The sequence below is a fragment of the Xanthomonas sp. 10-10 genome, from assembly GCF_040182365.1.
In the GTDB taxonomy this organism is placed as follows: domain Bacteria; phylum Pseudomonadota; class Gammaproteobacteria; order Xanthomonadales; family Xanthomonadaceae; genus Xanthomonas; species Xanthomonas arboricola_F.
Genome location: NZ_CP144460.1, coordinates 5,074,132 through 5,096,314, shown reverse-complemented (window position 1 = coordinate 5,096,314; position 22,183 = coordinate 5,074,132). Strand labels below are relative to the sequence as shown.

Annotated in this window: 20 protein-coding genes and 1 other RNA gene; 10 read left to right on the top strand and 11 right to left on the bottom strand. The window is 60.3% G+C overall.

Annotated elements, in window-relative coordinates; all coding sequences use genetic code 11:
* Nucleotides 1-328 precede the first annotated feature (328 nt).
* Nucleotides 329-1,141 (top strand): peptidoglycan-binding domain-containing protein, encoded by an 813-nt coding sequence (locus tag VZ068_RS21460; protein WP_349657786.1) that lies wholly within the window; start codon nucleotides 329-331, stop codon nucleotides 1,139-1,141.
* Between the two features lie 387 nt (nucleotides 1,142-1,528).
* Here VZ068_RS21460 and VZ068_RS21455 read toward each other — a convergent pair whose 3' ends face one another.
* Nucleotides 1,529-1,861, bottom strand: coding sequence for a hypothetical protein (locus VZ068_RS21455; RefSeq protein WP_349656442.1), 333 nt, complete (start codon nucleotides 1,859-1,861; stop codon nucleotides 1,529-1,531).
* Nucleotides 1,862-2,104: 243 nt separating this feature from the next.
* Between VZ068_RS21455 and VZ068_RS21450 the strand changes: the two genes are divergently transcribed.
* Nucleotides 2,105-3,547 carry a hypothetical protein gene (locus tag VZ068_RS21450; RefSeq protein ID WP_349656441.1) on the top strand — a complete coding sequence of 481 codons (1,443 nt, stop codon included), beginning with the start codon at nucleotides 2,105-2,107 and terminating at the stop codon, nucleotides 3,545-3,547.
* Nucleotides 3,548-3,770: 223 nt separating this feature from the next.
* Here VZ068_RS21450 and VZ068_RS21445 read toward each other — a convergent pair whose 3' ends face one another.
* A complete protein-coding gene (locus VZ068_RS21445; protein ID WP_167765576.1) occupies nucleotides 3,771-5,648 on the bottom strand; it encodes a UvrD-helicase domain-containing protein in 1,878 nt (625 codons plus the stop codon).
* Between the two features lie 2 nt (nucleotides 5,649-5,650).
* Nucleotides 5,651-7,957, bottom strand: coding sequence for an ATP-dependent endonuclease (locus VZ068_RS21440; RefSeq protein WP_349656440.1), 2,307 nt, complete (start codon nucleotides 7,955-7,957; stop codon nucleotides 5,651-5,653).
* Nucleotides 7,958-8,670: 713 nt separating this feature from the next.
* Here VZ068_RS21440 and VZ068_RS21435 point away from each other — a divergent pair.
* A complete protein-coding gene (locus tag VZ068_RS21435; protein ID WP_349657785.1) occupies nucleotides 8,671-9,561 on the top strand; it encodes an RluA family pseudouridine synthase in 891 nt (296 codons plus the stop codon).
* A 30-nt stretch (nucleotides 9,562-9,591) separates the two neighbouring features.
* Here VZ068_RS21435 and VZ068_RS21430 read toward each other — a convergent pair whose 3' ends face one another.
* Nucleotides 9,592-9,837 carry a helix-turn-helix transcriptional regulator gene (locus VZ068_RS21430; protein ID WP_323487587.1) on the bottom strand — a complete coding sequence of 82 codons (246 nt, stop codon included), beginning with the start codon at nucleotides 9,835-9,837 and terminating at the stop codon, nucleotides 9,592-9,594.
* A 111-nt stretch (nucleotides 9,838-9,948) separates the two neighbouring features.
* Here VZ068_RS21430 and VZ068_RS21425 point away from each other — a divergent pair, with 111 nt between their 5' ends.
* Nucleotides 9,949-10,263, top strand: a complete 315-nt coding sequence (locus tag VZ068_RS21425; RefSeq protein WP_349656439.1) for a hypothetical protein — start codon at nucleotides 9,949-9,951, stop codon at nucleotides 10,261-10,263.
* Nucleotides 10,264-10,379: 116 nt separating this feature from the next.
* Entirely contained in the window at nucleotides 10,380-11,072 is a 693-nt protein-coding gene (locus VZ068_RS21420) for a DUF2306 domain-containing protein (RefSeq protein WP_349657784.1), read from the top strand.
* 30 nt (nucleotides 11,073-11,102) lie between these two features.
* Here the strand turns inward: VZ068_RS21420 and VZ068_RS21415 are convergent, their stop codons facing one another.
* Nucleotides 11,103-11,534 carry a hypothetical protein gene (locus VZ068_RS21415; RefSeq protein WP_349657783.1) on the bottom strand — a complete coding sequence of 144 codons (432 nt, stop codon included), beginning with the start codon at nucleotides 11,532-11,534 and terminating at the stop codon, nucleotides 11,103-11,105.
* 233 nt (nucleotides 11,535-11,767) lie between these two features.
* On the opposite strand from VZ068_RS21415, the gene VZ068_RS21410 reads away from it, so the two are divergent.
* Nucleotides 11,768-12,169 (top strand): antitoxin Xre/MbcA/ParS toxin-binding domain-containing protein, encoded by a 402-nt coding sequence (locus VZ068_RS21410; RefSeq protein ID WP_259158615.1) that lies wholly within the window; start codon nucleotides 11,768-11,770, stop codon nucleotides 12,167-12,169.
* Between the two features lie 308 nt (nucleotides 12,170-12,477).
* Nucleotides 12,478-12,551: non-coding RNA, sX9 sRNA (locus VZ068_RS21405), on the top strand.
* Nucleotides 12,552-12,555: 4 nt separating this feature from the next.
* On the opposite strand, the gene VZ068_RS21400 is transcribed toward VZ068_RS21405, so the two are convergent.
* The 4 genes from VZ068_RS21400 to VZ068_RS21385 form a co-directional block, all read right to left on the bottom strand.
* Nucleotides 12,556-14,163, bottom strand: coding sequence for an alpha/beta hydrolase-fold protein (locus tag VZ068_RS21400; protein WP_349656438.1), 1,608 nt, complete (start codon nucleotides 14,161-14,163; stop codon nucleotides 12,556-12,558).
* 355 nt (nucleotides 14,164-14,518) lie between these two features.
* Nucleotides 14,519-15,493: a DUF3800 domain-containing protein gene (locus VZ068_RS21395; protein WP_349656437.1), complete on the bottom strand. Its 975-nt coding sequence runs from the start codon at nucleotides 15,491-15,493 to the stop codon at nucleotides 14,519-14,521.
* A gap of 201 nt (nucleotides 15,494-15,694) precedes the next feature.
* Nucleotides 15,695-16,807 (bottom strand): type II toxin-antitoxin system RelE/ParE family toxin, encoded by a 1,113-nt coding sequence (locus VZ068_RS21390; RefSeq protein ID WP_349656436.1) that lies wholly within the window; start codon nucleotides 16,805-16,807, stop codon nucleotides 15,695-15,697.
* Nucleotides 16,794-17,000 (bottom strand): hypothetical protein, encoded by a 207-nt coding sequence (locus tag VZ068_RS21385; protein ID WP_046965129.1) that lies wholly within the window; start codon nucleotides 16,998-17,000, stop codon nucleotides 16,794-16,796. The genes VZ068_RS21390 and VZ068_RS21385 overlap by 14 nt, the downstream gene beginning before the upstream one ends.
* Before the next feature lie 247 nt (nucleotides 17,001-17,247).
* Here VZ068_RS21385 and VZ068_RS21380 point away from each other — a divergent pair, with 247 nt between their 5' ends.
* On the top strand, nucleotides 17,248-17,772 hold the full coding sequence (locus VZ068_RS21380) for a hypothetical protein (RefSeq protein ID WP_349656435.1): 525 nt from the start codon (nucleotides 17,248-17,250) through the stop codon (nucleotides 17,770-17,772).
* Nucleotides 17,773-17,793: 21 nt separating this feature from the next.
* On the opposite strand, the gene VZ068_RS21375 is transcribed toward VZ068_RS21380, so the two are convergent.
* Together VZ068_RS21375 and VZ068_RS21370 are read right to left on the bottom strand one after the other, a co-directional pair.
* Nucleotides 17,794-19,059, bottom strand: a complete 1,266-nt coding sequence (locus tag VZ068_RS21375) for a phospholipase D-like domain-containing protein (protein WP_349656434.1) — start codon at nucleotides 19,057-19,059, stop codon at nucleotides 17,794-17,796.
* A 169-nt stretch (nucleotides 19,060-19,228) separates the two neighbouring features.
* The gene (locus tag VZ068_RS21370; protein ID WP_349656433.1) at nucleotides 19,229-19,777 is read right to left on the bottom strand and encodes an RNA 2'-phosphotransferase; all 549 of its coding nucleotides are present in this window, start codon (nucleotides 19,775-19,777) and stop codon (nucleotides 19,229-19,231) included.
* A 189-nt stretch (nucleotides 19,778-19,966) separates the two neighbouring features.
* Between VZ068_RS21370 and VZ068_RS21365 the strand changes: the two genes are divergently transcribed.
* Nucleotides 19,967-20,518: a YdeI/OmpD-associated family protein gene (locus tag VZ068_RS21365; protein WP_349656432.1), complete on the top strand. Its 552-nt coding sequence runs from the start codon at nucleotides 19,967-19,969 to the stop codon at nucleotides 20,516-20,518.
* 193 nt (nucleotides 20,519-20,711) lie between these two features.
* On the top strand, nucleotides 20,712-22,073 hold the full coding sequence (locus VZ068_RS21360; RefSeq protein WP_211914464.1) for an MFS transporter: 1,362 nt from the start codon (nucleotides 20,712-20,714) through the stop codon (nucleotides 22,071-22,073).
* Nucleotides 22,074-22,183 lie beyond the last annotated feature (110 nt).

Below are 22,183 nucleotides of genomic sequence, written 5' to 3'. Positions count from 1 at the left end.
GCAGGAGATTGAGGTCGCCAAACCGGGCAAGTCCTATGGCCTTCGTGCTGACCAGGTGTTGTTGAAGAAGGATTTCATACTTGAAGATTCCAGGTCCCCCACCGGGCCGGCTTCAAGAGCCCTCGATGTCCCATCACCTGTTGCGGGAGTAGTAGGCGCCGTCGATACGACCGGGGGGTTGGTGGAGGTTCGGGACAGACAAGGTGGTGACGTCATCCTGCGTGTCCGGCACATGTCTCCACTTCACGTAAAGGTTGGTGATCAGGTCGAGTACGGTCAGGCACTAGGCGTCCAGAGCAAGCAATCAACTGCAAAGATCCACGTACACATGGAAGTTGATACTCGCTACTACCAACACTACGAGAACTACATAGGCGATTTGGTCAGCGGCCGCCTGTCGATCGATGTAGAAAGGCGGGATCGTGGCATTGAACCTAGGCCGTTCGTGGATGACGGAACGCTCCGCATCGGTGAATCGTCCGAGATGGTTCGTAAGGTGCAGCAAACCTTGAATGCCGAGGGCTATCGCGGCGCAGACAATCAGCCACTTCAGGAGGATGGTGTCTACCGACTGTCGATGCAGGCAGCAGTGATCAACTACCAGCAGGCGCACGGTCTCTCTCAAACGGGAGACATCGACCCTGCGACATTGCAGCAGATTGCCCCGCGCACCTTCCCACCCGAGTTGAACCGTGAAGATCACAATGCTGCGCCAACCTACCGCAATATCCAGGGCGCCGTGCCCTTGCAAGACCCGCTACATCGTCAGGCCGAAGACGCTGTGCGCCGCCTGGAGCAGAGCCTTGGCCGTGACTATGACGACAACAGTGCCCGTCTGGCGGCCAGTAGCGCCCACTTGGCCAAGGCGAACGGACTGACGCAGATCGACCACGTCGTGTTGAGCAATCAGACAGTGTCCGTCGGACGCGGCGAGAACGTGTTTGTCGTCCAGGGCGCATTGGATAACCCCGCGCATCTGATGGCGCACATGAAGACGAGCGCCGCTATCGCACAGCCTGTGGAGCAATCTCTTTCGCAGCTGCAGGTGCTGAGCGAAACGCAGCGGCAGCAACAGGCACAGCAGCAAAGCCAGCAGCAGGATCAACAGCAGCTGAGTGCGCCCCAACATCGAATGGTCTGAGCAGCCGAAAGTCTTGTCTGAAAGCTCGACTCAGCGGCCGGCGAACTTATCTCTCCAATTTGGCATTTCGCTCACCAAGACGCCGCAGCCAGTGTCGTTCCATTCGCTTCATCATCGTGTGCTCTTTCCAACTGGGGCCTTGATCCGATAGCCGGTGGGGCTTATGGGCGCCAAACGCCGCCTCGAAATGCTGGCCCGAGTGCTGGATGCAACTGCCTTCAGGTGGAAACTCAACTTGACTCCGCTTACCCCCGTGACAGCGATGCCGGGCGACGGGCGGTGCATCCGGACCGGCGTTTGCTCAACGTAGTGGGCGCCGGCCCCCTAGGCGCGGCCAGCAAAGCCACAAATGCAAAACGCCCGCGTGCGTTGGCGACAGCGGCGGCCCTACTTGGCGGCCACGCGTTGGTACTGCTCACCGCCGGTGTTGAGGTGGCCGTTGGCCGCGTCGATGGCGAAGTTCACCGTCTCGCCATCGTTGGTCACCTGCAGTGCCCCATCCTTGTAGACCGCCGGGTAGCTCTCGGTCTTGGGTTTACGGCTGAAGAACTTCGGCGTGGTGCTGCGGACCATGAAGGTCTCGCCATTGCGCTCGATGTCCATCGTCTCTTCCTGCGTCTGCACGTTGACCCAGTGGCCGACGAACTTCTCGCCCTCCACCTTGGCGCAACCGCTCACCAGCAGTGCCGCGGCCAGCGCGGTGCCCATCCACTTCATCATTGTGCGTTCTCCAGTTGAGTCTGCGGCGAGGATGGCGGGTGGGGGATGTACGGAAGGTCAAGGAGTTAAAGTGATATGTCCCACGCAGGCAGCTCACAATCTAGCCGTCCGTTCAAAGACACATTTCAAAACTTATGAGTCGCATTAATATCCTGCCAGAGCGTCACGAAGGTTGCCATCGTCACGAGTGTCAGCACTTAAATAATTTTACCGCGGGAAAATTAACGGAGAGGATGTCAGAGCATGCTTATAACAGTCGCGTTTGACGTTAAAAATTATGTTGAATTAATGGAAAGTTGGCCGGTGAGGGTTGGCGATATTTCGTTATTCATTGAGTGCGAGGGTCGAGTTGTAAAGAAGGTTTGCATTTCATACTCGAATGTCGGAATTGAGAATGCGCCGCTTATAGATGAATCTTTTGGGCATCCTCCTAAAATAAATATTAATGGAGGTGCGTATGTAACAGCTGCTATAGAGAGGCTAATGGATTGGCAGGCAGTAATTTCAGGCCAGCAGATATTCGATTTGGATTTTGACAGTCACGAGATAAGGTTTCGCGCGGAAAATACTGCCGAAGACGGAAAAATCGCAATAAAATCTTTTCGCGGCTCACGTGGAGAGGCCCTAAACGCATCTTTAGACTTTGAGCAAATAGGAAGAGCATTCTTAGTTGATTCCGTTGATAAAGTAAGAGTCGAGTCAGCATCGCATTTCCGCGAGGGGCGAATTGCTTATGCGGCCGGGCGACATGTGGATGCTTACAATAATCTGTATCTTTTCATTGAGACTCGTTACTGTGATGGAAAGACCGGTAATGAAATACAGACGAAAATATTGTCTCAAGCCCCGAAATTCGTCGGGTCTCTCTCTGATGTGATAGCTAGGCTTCAAGGGGCGGAAAAGATAGATCAAATCAAATCTTCAAAGCATATTCAAAAATTGTTTGAAGTGGACACAAGTTTGTATGAAAAGATAAAAATCCTTGTGATGCTGCGGGGCAGTTTGCGTCATCACTCATTCAAAAATCCACACAGGTGGAATCCAAACAAGCAACAAGAGTATGAAGCACCGGCAAGATTTCTAAGTCTAGTAGTTGGGGAAATTGTTTTATCTGAATCAATAAATGACATATACAACCCCGATGTTCTCAAAAAATTTAGAGATATTTCAATCGGTGCTGGATTTGAAACAAGTGTCCGAGTTTCAACAAGAAGACTCGATGGGAAAGCTGCGCTGGTTATTGATCTAAGTGTTCCGACTACGGTGGCTTCGACTCGACTCTGCTTAAAGACTCTTCGCGACTCCATTGGTCTATGCAAGGAGCACGAACAATTAGCTGCCACAACTAGGATAGAAGCGACAGCCAATGGCTTAGAGTTATTTATTGCTGAGGTTGGAATCTGGGCCTATAATCCAACCCATTCCATAAAAGCAGTTTCGGAGAAAAACTCTGTCAGGTGTAGCTTCGAATACATGAAGGCAGGGGTTGTTATAACGGGGGAATTCAATATTCCAATCCAAGGTGGCGACGTAGATGTTTGGTTCGTATGGAATATATTCCTGCGCTGCTTTGAATGGATTGAAAATAGGGATCCAACCACACGCGTAGTGAATATGAAGATTTTTCTGAATAAACTTGATAGTCCGGTTATAAGGTATGCTGTTGGGGCCCAAGTGAGATTTTAGCCAGCAAAATCTTGAGTCGTGTCAGGGCGCACTTCATGGTTCACGCAGACCTTAAGGAATAGGTGGACGATAACGGAGGCGGTCCTTTTTGGTAGCATTGGCTCAAATCTAAGCGCGGTTCGTGTCAATGAAAGATCGATTTTCAAAATCATTAATTTATAATAATTTAGCTTGACTCGATTAATGGCCGTAGAACGGAAGGCAACGCCACCAGTAGGCACGGCTACCCAAGAAGCTCGGCTCCTCGGATCACGTTTTGAGGGAAAAGCTTTTTTTCAATGATCGCTGCTCGTGCCACTTCAACGTTGGGAACAAAGATCACCACTGCCAAGTCTTTAGTCGCACGTGAGCAGCAAACGTAGAAAAGTCTTCGTGTTCGATCAAGCACAGATTCTTCGCCTGCAGCAATGTGTTCATCGTCATTCTCCGACAGGGGCGTATAGCCAAAGTATTTGCCGTAAGAGTACTGCCGGTAGTTAGCCTCATCGTCATCGATTACAACCAGGACGCGCTCGAACTGCGCACCTTTGACGCCGTGATGGGTAGCGAAGGGTGATTCTTCGGAAAAATAACGTTGATAGGCCCACAGATTTTGTATTCCACAGGCTATGAAGGCTTGAACGTTGTCGTAGCCACTAGTGTGGTTGTTCTGCGGATCGTCGGCTAGATGCGCGTCGAATCGATCGTCGAGTCTAAGCAGCTCGCTATCACGCACATGTTTAAGGACGTCCAAAATAGTTGCCTGTGAGCCTTCCGCAAGCAGCTCGACAAGCGTTCGAACCGCTTGCTGTAGGTCACTGAGGACAGTCGCAGTATCTTGTCCACTTAACCGGTCCGGCTCGAGTTTCGGACTCACACTGCGCAAGATGGAAATGACATTGAAATTTTCGCCCGCTTGCTCTGAGACAACGAGCGGAAGAATGTGTTGAACGAAGGGCCGTAGTGGCCAAGCGGTTCCATCGCTGAGACCCTCACTCAGACTCATTGGCGCGCGATCATTGAGTGCGGCGTACAGGCTAGGGAAGCCGAGGCGGCTCGCTGCCATGCGGTGAACCAGTACGAGCAGGCGCACATCGCTTTCGCGCACATCATTTAGCCACTGCGTGTCATCTGTCTGCTCAGAAAGCCATTGCCTGACGGCCATTAGGCATGCAGTTCGATCTCCGTCGGACGGCAGGACGAAAAGATTGCTGGTCCCTTCCACCGGCTGCTCATGGCCATCCACCATTCGAGTCCGGCCACGAGTTTGTTCCAGCCCGTCGCCTTCGGCTCTGATAGCATTGATGACGTCGAGCACTGCTCTCGGACACCTGAAGTTCTCGGGCTTGGTAATCTCCGACCAGTCTTCGCCGAGCTCGATGGGACCAGCTCCGCCCATGTAGATCCGTTGCATTGGATCTCCGAAGAAGCCAACGCACAGCTCCGGATGCTCAGCGGCAATGGTCTGCAGTGCCATGACAACGTCCGGATGGGTGTCCTGACTCTCATCAACAAAAATGTAGGGGAAGCGCGCCGCTATGACCTGTCTCAGTAGGGGGCGCACAACGATGCAGGCCGGCGCGAGCTTCAATATGTCGTCATGGCCGAGGATGCCCTCGGCATAACTACTTCCGGTTCCGTAATCGAACTTCTCAACTTTATGTACTTCTGCAAGTTCGGCCTCAAGATCGACCATCTCCTGCTCAAGACGGGCCTTGGTCTTCTCCTGAGTCCTCGGCTTATTGAAGTGTTCGCACCGCTCTGCAATCTTCTCCTTGATGCGATCCTGAACCCATACAAGGATGTCTGAATGGAATGGCCTAACTATCGACCAAAGGAAGCTGTGGATGGTAGAGATTTGGAACAGAGGCGAGACACCTACATCTTCCGATATTTCACCCACGGCCACTTCGGTATAGGTAATGCACGCGATCTTCTGTCCGGCGCGACGTAGAGCAGGTCCACGTGTCTCGCCTAGGTGAGCAAGCGCTTTGATGAGCGAAGTAGTTTTGCCCGAGCCCGCACCCGCCACCACTACGAAAGAGCGAGGTGGCTCTCGATCAAGGCACGCCCGGACTTCTAGATCGGCCGGCGTGTCGGGACTTCCGATTCGGCTTGTCATTTCTACACCGCCTCTTCGAGAGGGATAGGGACGGGCTGGGGTTCGTTGCCATCGGGGTGACCGTTGTGTACCTCTGGTGGAGCGATCTGGTTCTCGAGCCAGGTAAGCCCTTCAGCGATGTAAGCGGGTACCAACCATTTATTCGGCTCTTCTGCTAGCAAGCCAAGTGCAAAGTCGGTCTTGCTGAAGCTCTTGCTCTGAACCCGCTTGTGAAGGCGATCAGCGAGTGTACTCAGATCCTTGTCACTGGCCTTTGGAATGCGAAGGCCAAGCGATCTGCGATCTTTGTTCTGGGACCACTGGAGGTTCTCGAGCGCGAACGCCTCCTCCAAGGTGCGCCCTGCAAGTTTCTGAGTTTCTTTGCCCCAGGTGACTTCGGTTTGGCACTGATAAGCCACCCGCACTAGAGCGTCACCATCCACTGTTCTCGCCTGAGTCTTCTGTTCAAGCGTCGCCTGCCAGAGAGCAGCCACTGTGTCAAACTTTGGGAGCCACTGAATCAGCGTTTGATTAGAGGTTGCAGCACCTGTGTGGCTTGCGATGCACGCCTTTCCAGGCTTTGCTGCTGCTTCTGGGGTGTCTTCGTCGTCTTCTCCGTCGTCCTCCTCATCATCATCCTGAGCTTCTTCGGCGCTTGGCACCGGTGGTATAGCAGCGACGGCTTCTACGCTAGCGGGTGTTACTGGGCCAAACACGCTATCCAGATCGGTAATGATTAGGCTGGTAAGGCCGAGGAAGTCGATCAGGGACTTGAATCGGTGACCGAAGGCTCCGCCGATCTCTAACACTGTGAGGTAGGTTGACTGCAGCCTAGGTGCGGACTTCTCAATCATTTGCGGCAAGAGCAACCTTTCCACGTTGCCTTCCACAAGTACGGCGCCGTCTGCGAAGAACAGGTCGCAGTGAGCGAGCTTAAGATAGCGCTCAAGGAAGGTGCGATCATCTGGCTTGGCGCTGTCATAGAACACAGAGAGATTGAGAATTTCAGAAGTCGCCGCGTTCTGTTCACGGCTTCGCCGAAAGTAGCGTATTGGACGGAAGCCTCGCTCATAGAGGATATGAGTAGAGTGGGTTGTAACAACAATCTGGCTTGTTTGGTGCTTTTTGTCTTCATCGCTGAGTGCAAGGATATCCATCACCTTTCGGATGAAAGCCTGCTGTAGCTGTGCGTGGAGATGCGCCTCCGGCTCCTCGATGAAGATCAAGTGGACAGGTGGACGATCTTCCTCGATTGCCAGCCACTGAGCATGGAGATCGAGGAGTTCCACCACCATGAAGATCAAATTCTTGAAGCCCAGACCGTTGTACCTGTCCGGCAACGTCGGTGGGTCTGGATTGCCATCATCAGCGCCTAGTGCGTAATGCACTACGGCGCCTTCACGCCCGCTCATGATCTGCGCTGGGTCGAGTGCAGAGCGGATCATCATTCGCGGGTTGGTTAGGCCTGGATAACCGAGCTTGGAAAGGCTCTTCAGCGTCGGTTCGAACACGCTCTCGAGATGCTTATTGAGCGAAACCTCAGATGCTGCCAGCGCGCTCAAAGCTTCGATGTCGTTGCCCTTCTGTTCAAGGTTGCGCTCATAAAAGCGACTAAGCACACGCGAGAGTTCCTCCGAGCGCGAGCCACCTTGACCATCGGAAAGATGCCGCTGGGCATTCAGGAAGTCGACTTGGAGAAGGTTCTTCAGAATATCCCTACCGCTATGCTCTTTTCCGCTCAGAGGTGATGGAACATAGCCGTCAATGGCGACCATGCTGGGATCAAATTTCGCGTGATCAAGAACAAAGTATCTAATCTCATATTCAGCATGAAGCCAATCGCGAAGAAAATCTTTGAGGTTACGGGGAGATGGGTCATAAGTCGGCGCTCCATCCTCTCTCTGAGGTGTCGCTTCTAGTGCGTGCTGCCTCACTCCCGTATAGCGTGTATGTGTCGCTGTTGGGTTGATCGGCGCATAAATAACGCGCATCCCAACCAAGTTGCCTTGCCAAGATATGCTGGGAAGCAGATCAACTACGCGATGAATATCGTCTTTTCCTATTTCAAACCAAATGTCAAGCTCGATTGTGGGAAGCTTGCCCATGTCGAGTCCGTCGCTTTCGCCGTACGAAATTATGTCAGGCCAAAGCTCGGAGCTAAAGTCATGAATGTTGAAGCGGCCGCGGCCACTAAACAACTGTAACGCGTGGCCAACAGATGTCTTGCCGCTGTTGTTGGAGCCAACGAAGATTGAGATGTCTGAGGCAAGGTCAATAACAACGTTGTTAAGCCGCCTAAAATTGCGTAAAGCCAGCTTTTTCAAGTACATCCTGCACCCCGCCCAATGATTACTTTAATTAAGTGTGCCTACTGGCAGATCCGTGCCATCTCTATTTGAATAAGGCGCCAAAGCTTCCAGAAAAGCAATGCCGATAGCTGGCGTCGAGGTACGAGATAAGCGCGGTGAGCTAGCAGATGCTGAGAATAATCCACTCAAATGGCGGGAACATTCCATTCGATTGGGCAATACCTTGCGACAGCGCTCCGCCCTGGTGAGCGAACCTCCAGCCGATGCCGTAGCGCACCAGTAGATAAGCAACGACTCCCTCCGAGGCCTAGCGGCCACGACACCGCGGCGGACGCTTCAACTCCGCTCGGTTTTCTTCTGCGTCCATACCCACTTCCCCAGTTCCAGGTTCGAACATAGCCACTGGAGCGTGTTTTGTCAGCAGATGATGCCTACCACTGCGATCAACGTGCCATCAACTCTCAGCGCGATGTATGTGTATGCAAAAAAAGCCCGACCTTCACGTCAAAGCTTGAGATCGCTTGTGCGTCCATGACTTCAATTGCACGCAGCGTATCGATGCGGTGAGCCAAGCTACGGTGGTGAATGACGTGCGCGCTTTCGATAACGCATGTAACGGGTGTCGCTCGAGAGTCTCCTCCTCGGATCGTAGAGCCGATGCATCGCTGCGGAGAGAATCGACGCGACAAGGTACGATCCCAGCCCATCTGCTTGAGTGCGCTTCTGCTGTCGCCATGTCTGCTCCTCGCCCGACCCTCGATGGCACTCCTGCCAGCCAGTTCCAGCTCCCGTCCGGCCCGTGGCACACGGTGTGGGAGGCGCTGTGTGCGTGCTTTCCGGTCGTTGGTGCTGACACGTGGCGTGATCGCTTCGCGCGTGGGCGCGTACTGGATGCGCAGCAGCAGGCATTGGATATCGCTGCGCCGTATCGGCTTGGTGCGGAGATCTATTACTTCCGCGAGGTCGCGGATGAGCCAATCATCGCGGCAACGGAAACGGTGTTGCATGCCGACACGCATATTGTCGTGGCTTGCAAGCCGCATTTCCTGCCCGTGGTGCCAGCCGGTGCCTACGTGCACCAGACGCTGTTGACCCGTTTGGTGCGGCGCTTCGATAACCCCGCATTGGTGCCGCTGCACCGCATCGATCGCGACACTGCCGGATTGGTTTTGTTCTCTGCCAACCCGGCCACGCGCGGGATTTACCAGGCGCTGTTCCGCGAGCGACGCATCCGCAAGCACTATCTGGCAGTCGCACCACCGCTGCCGGGGCTGACGTTTCCGTATGTGCATCGCAGCCGGCTGGAGCCGGGCGAGCCGTTCTTCCGCATGCGCGAGGGCGTGGGTGAGCCGAACAGCGAGACGGTGATCGATGTGGTCGCACGCAGCGTAGACACGTGGACGTACCGCCTGGAGCCGGTCACCGGGCGCAAGCACCAATTGCGCGTGCATATGGCCGCGCTGGGCGCGCCGATCCTGCATGACCGTTTCTATCCAGAACTGGAAGATCAGCGGCCCGATGATCCAGAGCGGCCGCTACAGTTGTTCGCGCATACGTTGGCGTTCGATGACCCGATCACCGGTGAGCCGCGGGGTTTTACAGCGACGGTCGGGCCGAATAACTAGGAACGAAGCAACACGCACTGTCCCGGTGGGTTACTTCAGTTCCTTCTCGAACTCGGTAACGAACTTGGTAAGCGAGGTTCCGCATGCATTGCAGAAATTCCGCAACTGGAGCAGATCCATCCGGCGACTGCCTCGCTCAACGTCGCTCACGTACGACTGTGGACGCTTGAGCGCTGCGCTTAGGGCCACCTGCGTCAGCCCAGCGGCGAGGCGAAGCTCGCGCAGTTGCTGCAGCAAGATGTCGTAATGGTCTTTATGGATTGACTTGGTTGGCATGGCGGCAACGTGGATAGGCCGCACTAAAGCTATATCCCCTTTTCAAATATCTGAAAAAGGGATAAATTCGTGCGGCGGATATCTCGTCCGCTCACGTCGAGGACGGATGCCATGACGACTTCGAAAACCCGCAAGACAGCTACGCCAGCAGCCAAGCTGCAACCGCACGCAGAGCCCTTCACCTTTGGCGTCACCCTGCACCAGATCGACCAGTTCCACACGCTGCTGCGCACGATCACTGCGCAGAGCGACATGGTGGCGGTGTGCAGCGGCAAGCCACTGGATGCCACCAGCTTGTCGGTTCTGGGCGAGAGCATCTTCAATGCCGCCCGTGCAGCGCGCAGTGTCGTGGACGAAATCTATGAGCAGCGGCTCGGCGGCGAGTGGCGGGACCCGGTGCCGCATGACGTGCAGCGGCACGCGTAAGCCTTCGTCCCGCATCGCTCCCAGGATCTGCGCCAGCGCTCCCGCGGCGTGTCCATGCTAGCGTGCCGCTGCCGAGAGCCGGCTGGCCGAAGGAGCGGGGCATGCGGGTCGATCCAATGCGCGACGGTGTTGCGGTTGCTGGCGGCAGGCCGGTCACTCGCGTGGCGTGGGCGCTGCTGTGGCTTGCGCTGGCCGCATTCGCGGCCGAGTTCGTGCGTCACGTGTACCTGAAGTACGCCGCGCTGGAGTCGCCGGCCTACGCGATGTTCCTTACCCGGCGTGGCTGGCTGTGGTGCCATCTGGGTGGCGGCGCCGCCGGCATCGCACTGGGCACGCTGCAGTTCGCCACGCAACGCTGGCGCAGGCACGCATGGGTGCACCGCTGGGTCGGGCGTGCGTATTTCGTCGGCATGCTGGTGGCGATGCTTGGCGCCACCGGGTTGATCGCCAGCTCGCCAGCGCCGATGGTCATCCGCGTGGCCTTCGCGGCGACGGAAGTGGCGTGGCTGGTGGTGGCCTCCGTCGGCCTGGTGGCCATCCGCCGCGGGCAGGTTGGCCAGCACCGGCGCTGGATGGTACGGGCATATCTGGTGACCCTGGCGCCAGTGATATTTCGCATCGCGCTCTATGCGGCGGTGGGGGCCGGCATTGCGCCGTCGCCGGGCACGATCGCGGCGCTGCTATGGGCCAGTTGGGTGGTGCCGTTGCTGATCCACAAGGTGGGGAGCGCCATCGCCAATGCCGCGCGCCGGCACATGCGTCTGTCCGCAGCCGCGGCGGGTGCTGGCGTCGGCATGGACGCCGGCTGAAACGGCCCCGGTGCGAGGCGCAGGCGCGGCTTAGCGCACCTTGTACAACACCGCCGCACCCGGCCGGGGCTCGAACATCGGCACGGTCTGCTGCTTGAGCGCGGTGCCCTTGGCATCCCACACCAGTGTCTCGACCGGGTAGTCATCGTTGCGGGTCATGCTGCCGATCTGCTTGACGATCACCGTCGTGGCGGCGGGCACTTCCGGGTTCCAGGCGAAGACGCCCAGGCGGCCGTAGAACACTGCTGGCGCGGCGGCATCCAGGCGACGGTCCGGGCACATGACCAGGCCGCGCTCCAGCATCACCCGCAGCGCGCCCACGGGCACGGCCTTGACGGTGGGGCCGGTGCGGTCGGTGCTATGGCCGGGGCACACATTGGCCGAGCGGGTGATCATGTCTTCGGCGACCTGCCGGTCGGGCTGGGCCAGCGCCGGCATGGCGGCGCTGGACAGGGCAAGCAGGGTAACGGCGGACTTCCAGTTCATCGGCGACTCCTCATGAGATGGCACTCCAGATCCGGCGGCCCGGGTCACCCGGTGCGCCGCCAGCAACGCGCCCAGATGCTAGCAAGGCGTTCGTTAAAGACCGCCGATGGCAATGCCGGCTGACTGACGCCGCGGCTGTCGGGAGACTCCCGATTGAGCGCGGTCATCGGCACCGTTAGCGTGCGCGCAACACCCTGCCGGACTGCACCGTGGAACGCGCCGACCTGATTGACTCCCTGCTCATCGGCATGCGCCGGGCCGAAGCGCTGCGCGCGCAACCGTCCAGCTACAGCACCGCGCACAGCGCACAGATGGCGGCCGACCACGGCAAGGCCGCCGATGCCGAGCTGGTGCTGTCGCTGTTCAAATTCACCCCGGAGCATCTCAAGTTGCTGGGCAGTGCCGGGATCGAGGCGCTGGGCGAGATCGTGTGCCACGCCTGGGCACTGCACGGCGGCAACAACGAGGCGCTGATCCGCTGGTTTCGCGAGCCGATGAATGCGCTGGATGGGCAGACCCCCGCCGCATTGGTGCGCGCCGGCAGCCTCAAGGTATTGCTGCTGGTGTTGCGCCAGCAGATGGAATGGGAGTTGCCCAAGCGCTCGGCGTAGGGGCGCGGCGATGCTGCGTCGTGGCCAATGCCGCGCTGCTTGTGCGTCTGCCCCGGTGCGTTGCGCAGTGGATTGCAGGCATTGCGATGCGGATGCGCGTTAACGCATGCAGCGGCCGTGCATGCGCTTGCACGAACGCGATGCTGCGCCTGCGGCGTTGCATCGCCGGCACCGGGAGTGCGTCAACCGCCCATGCGAAACTCCTGCGCGTACCGCCGGCGCGCCACTGGCGGTACGAAGGTGCCTGGAGCGGCCCATGAAACGAGTGTGTTCGCCGCCAGGCGGGTGCGGCCGGTGCTCGGTGCGGCATGTACCCCTGGTACCCGCCGGTTCCTCCGCGCCGCCCACATCCACCTGGCCACTGCGCGACGTTGTAGTAGCCGCTCTTACTGCTTCGGTCGCGCCACGGCGTACATTTCCGCGGCGATCTTCTTCATCAGCGCGCTGCTGTCGTCGCCTTCCTTGTACAGGTCGAAGTGGCTGCGGCCTTCCAGATAGCGGAAGTCGCTCCTGGCGCCCAGCCCGTCCAGCACCGCCTGGAATTTACGTGCCGCGCCATCCAGGTAGAACGTGTCGGCGGTGCCGACGACCAGGTGGATCTTGCCGTCCAGGTCAGGCTTGAGCATGGGCCACTGCGCAGCCACGCGCGCCGAAATGTCGTAATGGGTGCGCCAGTAGGCCACCACGGCCGGGTCCACTTTGCCGGTGTCGCGGTCGAACATCGGCAACGGGCGGCCGTCGGGCCCGCGCGGGGAAAACACCCACTCGAAGGAGGTGAGCTGGCCGCCGTACGGGCCGAGCACGCGTTCGAGCTTGGCGAAGGTTTCCAGGTCGGCCACCACCTTGCCCCCATCGCGGATCAGCGGGAACTGGCTGCCGTCCGGGCGCCGGTAGACATTGGCATTGGGTGCGTACAGGTCCGGCCCGGTGAAGTCGTGGAAGTCGCTCGAGTCGGGTGAGGTGGACCAGGTGCCGCCGAACTGCTTGGGGTAGCGCGTCTGCAGCCACAGCGTGGCCCAGCCGCCGGACGAGTGCCCGGTCAGGAACCGGCCGCTGGCCTTGCCGTCCATCCGGTACTGGCGCTCCAGCGTCGGGATCAGCTCTTCGGTCAGCGCCGTGCCCCAGGGGCCGTTGTTGACCGAGTCGGCGAACTCGTGGGTGCCGGTGGGCGTGGCCTGGTCCAGGAACACCCAGATCATCGGCGGCATCTGCTTGGCCGCCATCGCGCTCCAGGTGGCGGCGATGCTGCCGGCAAAGCGGTCGTAGTTGCCGCCAAAGCCGTGGGTGACATACACGGTGGGGTAGCGCGTGCGGGCCTTGGCGTCATAGCCGGGCGGGGTGAGCACGCGGGCGCGCAGCGACACCGGCCGGCCCCAGAACGCGCTCAGCGACGGGCTCACCATCGAGGCATCGGTGGTGTGCAGCTTGGCCTCGGGCACGGCATCGCGCACGGCTTGCGGCGCGCGTGGCGACACCTGCCACGGGTCGTCCGAGACAGGCAGCTGTGTACTGAGCGTCAGTGCGGGCAGCGCTGCCCCTTTGCCCAGGGTGACCGGCGTCACCGCGCTGAGCAGGTCGCCGCCATCGCGGCCGCTGTAGCCGTAGCTATGATCCGGGTCCAGCACGGCCTGAAACAGATAGGCGCCGGCCGGCAGCGCGGAAAACCCGCTGGGGTAGGCGATGTTATCCAGATCGATCTGCACGCTGGCCCCCGGCGCAAGCCCGGCGACTTCCTGCGCGGCCACCGCGGTGTCGCTGGGACGGAACGGGTTGGTGTCCACCGCCTCCACCTTGCCATCCTTGGCCTGCGCCTGCGCGTCCTTGGCCAGGGTGGCGAACACCAGCAGGCGCCCGGAGGCGGGCTGGTCGGTGGCGCCGCCCAGGGTGACGCGCAGCAGGCGATGCGCGGCCGCCGGCTCGGCGGCATGTGCGGCGCAGGCGCATAACAGGCCAATGGCCAGACCCAGGCGGGGAACAAGACGATGCAGGGACATGCAGATCCTTTGGAACGCAGGTGGATGAGGTGGGCACACACGGCCCTGCGCAGACTGTAGCCAGTTCCCGGCCGGCCGTGCGCCACCAACGCGAGGTCTGGTCACCGTATCCGATCTGCCCGCTCCAGCGCTCACATCATCAACCGGACGCGACACCGACTCCGCACGGTATCGCGAGCGGTAGCGTGAAGCTGGGCCGGCCCCAAGTAACCAAAACGAAAGCCAGCGTGAGTTTCAACCCGGTAAATGTCTGACAGACAGCCAATCTAATGTCGGCTTTAGATTTCGTTTTTCCCGGTGAGGCGTATTTGCTGCGGTAGATTATTTTTTGTTCTGTGGTCGAGATATTGAAAAGCTAGCGTCGAGATAGGCGCTTTCCGCTACGCCTCAATTTATTAACGATCTCAAGGATAGGTGGAGAAACTTGACTCTTGTTCTCCCCGAGTAATGTTACAGGAACTCCCTGGTCACCCTGCAAAATCATGAGGCTCCCAAGCAAATCGACGATAGGGGTAGACTGGGCTACCTTGTGCTTTAATAATCTTCGTAAGCTGGAAGCTAATAGATCTACAATTTGTACGCCGGCACATTTCTTTGAATCAACGAACTCGAGATCTTCAAGAAAAATCTTCCGAAAATTGATATTTCTAACGCCAAAATTATCCGGGTCTCCAAATTCGAATTTCGCGAAGCTTCTGTAGTCTGCACCATACACTCTAAGGATAGGCTCTATGAGCGCAATCGACATGACTAGATTATGAGTCAAACAAGTAGCCGCTTTGTCATAGGGGGAGGTTACTTCATTTTTTCTGTCTATTCGCCAAGCAAAACGCGATAGCGTATCTGGACTCTTTTGCACGAGATAGGCAGTGCCGTACGAAATTACGGCATGTAGCAGATATGCATGGCAGAGCAGTTGATTAAATAACTGTGGTGATAATTCGCTTAAGTATTTGGCATCTTTTCGGATTTCTTCTTGGCCAAATGAATGTCTGACAGACTTGGCTTGTTCAAGTAATTGATGAACAAGACGCTCCCGTTCAGTAATGGCTGCCTCCTTGCTATAGCCGGAGGTGTCAACTGCCACTGCAAAAAGTATCCCATCCAAATTGCTAAGTTCTGCTAAAAACGATGGAAGGTGGTCATTTGTGACATTTCGAAGCTTTAACTCCTCCTTGGAGCTAACGCCACAGGCTTTCTTCAAATTTAGAAGTGAATTATTTGCCGAAGTTAGTTGATCCTCTGGGATGACATAAGCTGCGACCACTGAGAACGCGTCAACATTTTCAGTCGGAGTGAATGTGCCTGATTCATCAACAAAGATAAGCATGCGTTGATCCAGAGGAGCAATATATTAATTTAGCGTCAAAAAATTTAAGGCGTTTAACTCCACGGATCAATGACATTCAACGCCATCGCTGTGAACGGTGCCGTGTCGCGAGTTGCAACGGTCAGGCCTTGCGCGGCTGCTGTTGCAGTCATCCCCGCACCAGCAGTAAGTGAAATCCGGGGCCAACCTGGCCCCTACCCCTCACCGATACGGCCCCGGCCCACGCCAGACCGGTTCGCCCTGGCGATAGACCTCCATCATGTTGATGACCTCGCGGGCATCGCCGATGGATTTCAGTTCCGGCGAATCCGGCGGCAGCAGGCGGCATTTGCTGGAGCCGCGCTTGAGCGCGACATCCAGCGGGCAGACCATGCGTTGCTGGGTGCCGGGCAGGATGATGGCGATCTCCTGCATGCCTTGTTCCTTCCACGCGCGCAGCTGGGTTTCGCTGCGCACGTCGTAATAGACCTGGAAGCCGCCGATATCCATGCTGGGCTGGGCATTGCTGCGGTCGCGGCGACGGCCTTCGCTGATGGTGGGCGTGTTGGCGCTGCCGTCTTCGGCGGCGTCGGCGGGTTCGTCGAGCATGCCCGGCGGGCGGCCGGTCCAGGTTTCCGGGCGGCGTTGCGGTGGCGATGAGGGTTCGGTCGGCGGCTGCGGCGGGGTGGGGCGCTGCACCGGTTGTGCACGGCGTTGCTCGGCCAGGCTGCCGCGGCGGGTATCGCCCTGCGGCGGCACCGGGTTCCTGGCGTTCTGGACCAGCGTCGATTGCAGCGGCGATGCGGCCGGCGGCGGCTGCACCGGCGCGGGGGTCTGCGAGGGCGGGGTGGGCGTTGGCGAGGGCGTGGGTTGCTGCGGCTGGTCGGTGTCGCCGACAAAATCCACCTTGGTCCGCCCACCGCTGGCCGAGCCTTGCGGCGGGGTCATGCTGGGGGTGGAGGCGGAGAGCAGGATCAGCAACATCAGCACATGCAGCAGCGCGCTGATCAGCGCGGCAATCCACGGCTCGATGCGTTCGATCAGCGGCTCGCTGCGGGGTAGCCAGTCGCCGGGGTCCAGATGGACGTGCAGCAGTTGCAGCGCGTCCTCGCGCACGCGGTAGACCAGCACGTAAGGCGTGTGCTTGACCACCCACTCGCGGGTACCCGGCACGCGGCCGGCATGGCCACGCCCCGGCTGCTCGGCCAGCGTGCGGGTGGCTTCCAGCACATGCCGCGCCATCGCCGCGGCAATGGTCGGGTTGAGCGCGTGGTAGTGATCCTGGGCGTGGGCGAGCTGCTTGGCGGCCGGGACAGTCCAGTCACGCCGCAACATCAACGCCCCATCTGGCGAACAGTGCGGTGACCTGGGCCGGTGCGGTGATGGCGCCCTGGTCGGCTGCGGCAATCCCGTCCAGCACCGCGGCCTGGAAGCTGGCGGCCTCCACGACGCGCACCACGTCCTGCCAGCCTGCCGTCTCGGGCAGCGTGTCGATCAGCGTCTGGGCGTGGTGCTTGATGGCGGACATGGCACTGCGGTGGGGGAGTACTGCCGGCAAGTCTACCGCCGCGGCCCGGATCCGCGTGTGGCAATGGCTGGCGCGCGTGCGCGGCGTTCACCGGATGCGGTGGCACCGGCGGCCCGCAAGCGCCGGGCCGCAAGGGTGCCCGCCACGGCGACACGCGCCCGGCCGTAGAAAGTGACACTTGGCACCTTGTCCGCGGTGCGGGCGGGTTTCATCCTGCAGCGGTCACTTCACCCACAAAGGACTGGTCATGCCCGCTGCTGCCATCGCGCCGTTTACCCCGTACCTGTCGATGGCGGCCATCGCCTTCATTTACTACCGGCGTCTGCGCCGCAGCTTTGGCCGCCAGCAGTGGAAGCCGGTCAGCACGGCGGTGCGGGCGGTCGTGCTGGTCATCGCCGCCGCCGCGCTGGCGTTTGCGCTCTACGGATTGCCGCAGGTGCGGCCGGGCATCGCGCTGGGAACGGCGGCCGGTATCGGGCTGGGTACGTTGTCGTTGCGCCATACGCATGCCGAATGGGTGGACGGCCAGGGCTGGTACACGCCCAATCCATGGATCGGCGGCGCGTTGATGCTGGTGCTGCTGGGCCGGCTGGCCTGGCGCTGGGCGTCGGGCGCCTTCAGTGAGGGTGCGGCCGCTGCCGGGTCGCAGGCCAGCCCGCTGACCATGGGGATTGCCGCTGCGCTGGTGCTGTATTCGCTGGTGCACGTGGGCGGGGTGTGGTGGCGCCTGCGCCGGCTGCGGCTGCAGGCCGGGGTGTCCGCACGGGTGTAAGAGCGCGCGGGCGATGCGGCATCACACCTGCGAGCGGAACGGAAGGACCAGCTTCTCGCCCAGCTTCTGCCGCAGCGGCCGCTTGCGCCAGCGCTCCAGCGTGTACAGCTCGGCCCGTTGCAGGTCGCGCTCGAACACCTCGGTCATCTGTGCGGCCAGGTCACGGTCGTAGACATTCAGGCTGGCCTCGTCGTTGAGGCGGAACGAGCGGATGTCGAAGTTGGTCGAGCCCACCGAGACCAGCAGGCCGTCGATGATCAGCAGCTTGGTATGCAGCATGGTGGGCAGGAATTCGTGGATGGCGATGCCGGCCTGCAGCAGCGGCTCCCAGCTGGCCTTGGAGGCCAGCCGCACCGAGACCGCATCGATGTGCTTGCCCGGCAGCAGCACGCGGATGCGCACGCCGCGCGCACGCGCTTCCAGCAGCGCGCGGGTGATCAGCGCATCCGGCACGAAGTAGGCGGCGGCCAGGTCGATGGAGCTGCGCGCCGCGGCGATGGCGATCAGGTACATCAGGTGCATGCTTTCGCTGCCGCCGGCCGGCGACGCCACGAACAGCTGCGCGTCGCTGTCGCCGGCCGGCGACAACTCGGGGTAATACTCGGCGCCGTTGAGCACGCGGCCGGTGCTCTTGATCCAGTTGTCGTTGAAGGCGGCCTGCACCTGCGCCACCACCGGGCCTTCGATGCGGTAATGCGAGTCGCGCCAGTGCTCCGGGTCCTGTGCCTCGCCCATCCACTGGTCGGCCACGCCGACGCCGCCGGTGAAGCCGATGCGGCCATCGATCACCAGCAGCTTGCGATGGGTACGGTTATTGACGCGATGCAGGTTGTACCAGGTCAGCGGACGGTAGCGGTGCACCTCCACCCCGGCATCGGTCATCTCCTCGACCAGCGACGGGTCCATCTTCAAACTGCCGCCCCAGTCGATGGTGACGCGCACCTTGACCCCGGCACGCGCGCGCTCGGACAGCGCCTGGCTGAACTCGCGGCCGATCTCGCCCGACCAGTAGATATAGGTTTCGAAGGTGATGGTCTGCTGCGCGCTGCGGATGGCCGCCAGCATCGCCGGGAAGATCTCGCTGCCGTTGTGCAGCGCCTGGATCTTGTTGCCCGGCAGGATCGCCGGGCCCAGCAATACCGACATCTCGCGTTTGAACTGCGGGTCGGAGACGTCGTAGCAGTGGCTGGGGATGTGCTCGAGCTTTTTCTCGGGCGTGGCGAAGTTGAGCAGCAGCAGCCCCACCACCAGTGTGGCGACGACCGTGGCCACGATGATCCATGTCATGCATCCAACTCCGGTTCCCCTGCCATCGACAGCCCCAAGCGGCCGGCATTCTGGCAAGGCGGGCGGCATGGGGGTTGTGAAGGCAGGCGCGTGTGCTGCGTTGCGAGGCACTGCCGCGGTGCTGTGACACACGCCGCTGCGAACAGCGGCAGTTGTCGGCGTGCGCGCGTCAGCTCGCGCGGGTCAGAAATGCCACCGGTACCGCGTCGGTGAGCCACACGCCGTTGTCGGCCTGAAAAAACTGCAGGCCCTGGTCGTGCATCTGTCCGGCCTGGATGATCAGCAATACCGGCGTGCCATAGCGTGCGCCCACGTCCATGGCGGTCTGCGAATCGGCGGACAGATGCACATGATGGCGTTGGCCAGGGCGCAGGCCTTCGCGCAGGATCGCATCGAGAAAACGCGTGGCGGTGCCATGGTAAAGCAGCGTTGGCGGTGCCTTTGCCACGTGCGCAAGGGCTACGCTCGCCGTCGAATGGCCCTGCACCGCACGCATGCGCAGGCCGTCGGCAGACAGCGCAAAGCGCTGCTTGTCGCTGCTGGAGATCACCGCGCGGATCAACTCCGCATCCAGCGCCTTGCCCTCTGCATTGGCTGCCGCAATCAACGTGGCGATGTCGGCCCAGCCGTCGCGATCCAGCACCAGCCCGATGGACTCCGGTGCATGCCGCAAGACGTAGCTGAGGAATTTGCTGGTCTCGGTGTGGTGCTTGCTCATGCTGATTGCGCTGGACGATCCGTGTGCCCGGGACGCGGCAGTTTACAGGTGGCGATGGAGCGGTTGCCTGAGCGCCGGGCAGGCGCGTTCGGTGCTGCTGTCCGGCAGTGTGCAAGGCGCTGGTGCGGCGTCTGCGCGCGGCGTGCCTGGTCGCTGCGCGTCTGTCTGCGCGGTGCTATCGTCCGCGCAATGGTCAAGCCAGCCGCCACCATCGGCTTCAAGGCGACGCTGCTGCGACCGGCAGCGCCGGCCGATGCCACCTGGTTGTTTGTGCAGCTGCCCGCCACCGCCAGCAACAAGCTGCCGACGCGCAGCATGGTCAGCGTGGACGGCACACTGGCCGGTCATCCCTTGCAGGCGACCTTGCAGCCCGACGGGCAGGGTGGGCACTGGCTCAAGGTCGAACACGCATTGCAGCAGGCCGCAGGCGTTGCGGCCGGCGCGCAGGTTGCGTTGGCGATCGCGCCGGTCGCAGAAGAACCCGAGCCGGTGGTGCCGGACGATCTGCACGCCGCGCTGGCCGCGCACCCAGGCGCGCGTTCGACCTGGGACGACATCACCGCGGTGGCGCGGCGCGACTGGATCTTCTGGATCGTCTCGGGGAAAAAGGCCCAGACGCGCGTCACGCGCATCGCCACCGCCTGCGACATGCTCGCCTCCGGCAAGCGGCGTGCGTGCTGTTTTGATCGGTCGGGGATGTACAGCAAAGCGCTTGCCGCGCCGACGCCGAAAGCGGACTGAAGCGTTAAAAAGATCTCGGTCGATGTCGCCTTGTAGCGATACAGGCAAACGCTCCGGGTTGGTTGCCACCCAGGCACAAGCCGGACGGACTAGCCGCTTGCACGACGCCTCCCTATGCGCCGAAATGCTTACATGCGTCACACAAGCGCGCACCTATACTCCCCGGGTGTCCCACCCACGAGGTTCTGATTGCATGAGCGCACCCCCAACGTCTCCGATCGCCGCCGGTTCTGGCGCAGCTCCCGGTAGCCTTCGCCGTTCGGTGTCCAATACGCTCAAGGGCTCGGCCGGCAATCTGGTCGAGTGGTACGACGTCTACGTCTACTCGGTGTTCGCCACCTATTTCGAATCGCAGTTCTTCTCCAAGGAAGACAAGAACGCCACGATGTTCGTGTGGGCGATCTTTGCGATGACGTTTTTGATGCGGCCGATCGGTGCGTGGTACTTCGGCCGCTTCGCCGACCGCTACGGCCGCCGGCTGGCGTTGACCATCTCGGTGTCGATGATGGCGCTGTGCTCGTTCGTCATCGCCATCACCCCGACGGTGTCCACGATCGGTATTGCCGCGCCCATCATCCTGCTGCTGGCGCGCCTGCTGCAGGGCTTTGCCACCGGTGGCGAGTACGGCACCAGCGCGACCTACATGTCCGAGGCGGCGATTCCGGGCCGGCGTGGGTTCCTGTCCTCGTTCCATTACGTGACGCTGGTGGGCGGGCACGTGCTGGCACAGACCACCTTGCTGGTGATGCTGCATTTCTTCGATGCGCCGCAGGTGTCCGAGTGGGGCTGGCGTGTGGCGTTCGGCCTGGGCGGCATCGGTGCGCTGGTGGTGTTCTGGCTGCGCCAGACCATGGACGAATCGCTGAGCTCCGAATCCATCGCCGATTCGCGCACCGGCAAGGCCAAGGCGTCGGGTTCGATGCGCGAGCTGTTCGTCAACCAGTGGCGCCCGTTGCTGCTGTGCTTTTTGATCACTGCCGGCGGCACCATCGCGTTCTACACCTACTCGGTGACCGGGCCGAAGATGATCCAGACCGCATTCGCCGGTGGCGACGTGATGGCCGGCACCATCATCAACCTGGTCGCGCTGACGGTGCTGATGCTGATGCAGCCGGTGGGCGGCTGGCTGTCGGACATCGTCGGGCGCAAGAGCCTGCTGGTGTTCTTCGGTATCGGCGGGGTGCTCTACACCTGGTTCCTGGTGATGGAACTGCCCAAGCAGACCGACTGGCTGACCGCGTTCGCGATCCTCACCGTGGGCTTTGTGATCCTGACCGGCTACACCTCGATCAATGCGGTGGTGAAGGCCGAACTGTTCCCCACCCATGTGCGCGCGCTGGGCGTGGGCCTGGGCTATGCGCTGGCCAACTCCGCCTTTGGCGGCACCGCGCCGTTGCTGTACCAGGCCTCGTTGAAGACCGGCCACGTCAGCGAGTTCGTGATCTATGCGACGGCGGTGATCGCGGTGTCGTTGGTGGTGTACATGTTCTTCCTGACCAACAAGGGCAGCAACTGGCTGGACGACGAAGCGGCGATGCATCAGCGCAAGCGCTGAGGTGTTGATGCAACCGCAAGATTGAGATCTAGCTCCCTTCTCCCGTCGGGAGAAGGTGCCCCGAAGGGGCGGATGAGGGGCGCCTCCGGTGACTGGCACGCCGACTGTGG

Coding starts and splice junctions, on each gene's coding strand:
- VZ068_RS21460 (WP_349657786.1), top strand. CDS start 329: ATGGAAGTTGATACTCGCTACTACCAACACTACGAGAACTACATAGGC.
- VZ068_RS21455 (WP_349656442.1), bottom strand. CDS start 1,861: ATGATGAAGTGGATGGGCACCGCGCTGGCCGCGGCACTGCTGGTGAGC.
- VZ068_RS21450 (WP_349656441.1), top strand. CDS start 2,105: ATGCTTATAACAGTCGCGTTTGACGTTAAAAATTATGTTGAATTAATG.
- VZ068_RS21445 (WP_167765576.1), bottom strand. CDS start 5,648: ATGACAAGCCGAATCGGAAGTCCCGACACGCCGGCCGATCTAGAAGTC.
- VZ068_RS21440 (WP_349656440.1), bottom strand. CDS start 7,957: ATGTACTTGAAAAAGCTGGCTTTACGCAATTTTAGGCGGCTTAACAAC.
- VZ068_RS21435 (WP_349657785.1), top strand. CDS start 8,671: ATGTCTGCTCCTCGCCCGACCCTCGATGGCACTCCTGCCAGCCAGTTC.
- VZ068_RS21430 (WP_323487587.1), bottom strand. CDS start 9,837: ATGCCAACCAAGTCAATCCATAAAGACCATTACGACATCTTGCTGCAG.
- VZ068_RS21425 (WP_349656439.1), top strand. CDS start 9,949: ATGACGACTTCGAAAACCCGCAAGACAGCTACGCCAGCAGCCAAGCTG.
- VZ068_RS21420 (WP_349657784.1), top strand. CDS start 10,380: ATGCGCGACGGTGTTGCGGTTGCTGGCGGCAGGCCGGTCACTCGCGTG.
- VZ068_RS21400 (WP_349656438.1), bottom strand. CDS start 14,163: ATGTCCCTGCATCGTCTTGTTCCCCGCCTGGGTCTGGCCATTGGCCTG.
- VZ068_RS21395 (WP_349656437.1), bottom strand. CDS start 15,493: ATGCTTATCTTTGTTGATGAATCAGGCACATTCACTCCGACTGAAAAT.
- VZ068_RS21390 (WP_349656436.1), bottom strand. CDS start 16,807: ATGTTGCGGCGTGACTGGACTGTCCCGGCCGCCAAGCAGCTCGCCCAC.
- VZ068_RS21385 (WP_046965129.1), bottom strand. CDS start 17,000: ATGTCCGCCATCAAGCACCACGCCCAGACGCTGATCGACACGCTGCCC.
- VZ068_RS21380 (WP_349656435.1), top strand. CDS start 17,248: ATGCCCGCTGCTGCCATCGCGCCGTTTACCCCGTACCTGTCGATGGCG.
- VZ068_RS21375 (WP_349656434.1), bottom strand. CDS start 19,059: ATGACATGGATCATCGTGGCCACGGTCGTCGCCACACTGGTGGTGGGG.
- VZ068_RS21370 (WP_349656433.1), bottom strand. CDS start 19,777: ATGAGCAAGCACCACACCGAGACCAGCAAATTCCTCAGCTACGTCTTG.
- VZ068_RS21365 (WP_349656432.1), top strand. CDS start 19,967: ATGGTCAAGCCAGCCGCCACCATCGGCTTCAAGGCGACGCTGCTGCGA.
- VZ068_RS21360 (WP_211914464.1), top strand. CDS start 20,712: ATGAGCGCACCCCCAACGTCTCCGATCGCCGCCGGTTCTGGCGCAGCT.